The following is a 1,194-nucleotide window of genomic DNA, read 5'->3' as shown; positions in this document are numbered from 1 at the left end:
CCCAAATTGTCAAATCAAGTGCAACAGTATCGACCTATTCTTATAAATTGGTATAGTTAATCATCTAAATCAATGAATAGTTCACTGGCGCAGTTGTAGTTCAAGCTCCGACGTGGCCGGTGGTTAAGCGCGTCTTGGATTCCTTGGAGCTCAGTGATCGAGATTTCATGGATTGACTTACCTTTGGGAATGTATTCCCGGATCAGACCGTTCTGGTTCTCATTGGTGCCACGTTCCCACGGCGAGTAGGGGTGGGCAAAATAGACGTCAGGTCCAATAACCTGGCTAAGTTGGGCGAACTCACTACCATTGTCGAAGGTGACGCTTTTAAAATATTCAGCGCCATAGTCGTCAATCGTATTCTGTAGTCCTTGTAGGCATGTGGTCGCGTGGTAATCAGGCAACTTAAGGATGATCTCATAGCGACTGACCCGTTCGGTTAGGGTCAGTAATGCAGGTTCACTTTCCACGCGTTTACCTTTGACCAGATCGCCTTCCCAATGACCAAGTACTTGGCGTTCGTTGATCTCAACTGGCCGTTCTTCAATCGATTGACCTAATATCCGCTTGTTCAATCGATCATGGTGCCTGCCCGGGCGTTTTAGTCGTTGACTGAGTTTCTTTGGTAGATCAGAATTTCTAAGCTCAGTGGCCCCGCGATCGATATAGCGATAGACGGTTGAAGTACATGGACATGATAATTCTGGATAGTGGTTTTTAAAGTAGTGAACAAAGCTGTCGACACTATGGACCCTTGGTCGTTGCCGCAGTGCAACCGTCAACTTGGCGAAGAACTGTGGACTTTTAGCTAACATACCGATTGGCCGACTGTTCGCGCGCTGCTTCTTTCGGATAGCTTGCCCAGTTTCGGCGAAGTAGGCTTGATAGGACTTATGGTTAGGGCCAATTTGAGTGGTCAGACCGCGCCGTAATTCGCGACTGATGGTGCTGGGACTGCGGCGGACGATCTCGGCAATCATACGGATAGATAAGCCTTGGTTATGCAAGACCTCGATTTGACCACGCTCATCAAATTGTAGTTGTCGATAATGGCTAGACATGGTACTCTGGGATTGGGTCATGAAGGCACCTACTCTCTTATTTTCTTGGCGATTATAAGAATAGGTCTTCATGGCCTTTTTGTCTATAGTTGGTCTAGTTCATTGGGTGTTGCACTTCAATTGTAAACTCGGC

1 protein-coding gene is annotated in these 1,194 nt (G+C 47.2%); it reads right to left on the bottom strand.

The genetic code is table 11. From position 1 onward, the window contains the following. Positions 1 to 56: 56 nt before the first annotated feature. Positions 57 to 1,082 carry an IS30 family transposase gene (locus tag EKM76_RS13335; protein ID WP_125551024.1) on the bottom strand — a complete coding sequence of 342 codons (1,026 nt, stop codon included), beginning with the start codon at positions 1,080 to 1,082 and terminating at the stop codon, positions 57 to 59. Positions 1,083 to 1,194: the final 112 nt, after the last annotated feature.

Origin of the sequence: Loigolactobacillus zhaoyuanensis (assembly GCF_003946385.1) — a bacterium.
Lineage (GTDB): Bacteria > Bacillota > Bacilli > Lactobacillales > Lactobacillaceae > Loigolactobacillus > Loigolactobacillus zhaoyuanensis.
This window is presented reverse-complemented; position numbering and strand designations above follow the sequence as displayed.

What these genes read in the sequence shown, in the direction of transcription:
- EKM76_RS13335 (WP_125551024.1), bottom strand. Translation starts at nt 1,082, where the DNA reads ATGACCCAATCCCAGAGTACCATGTCTAGCCATTATCGACAACTACAA.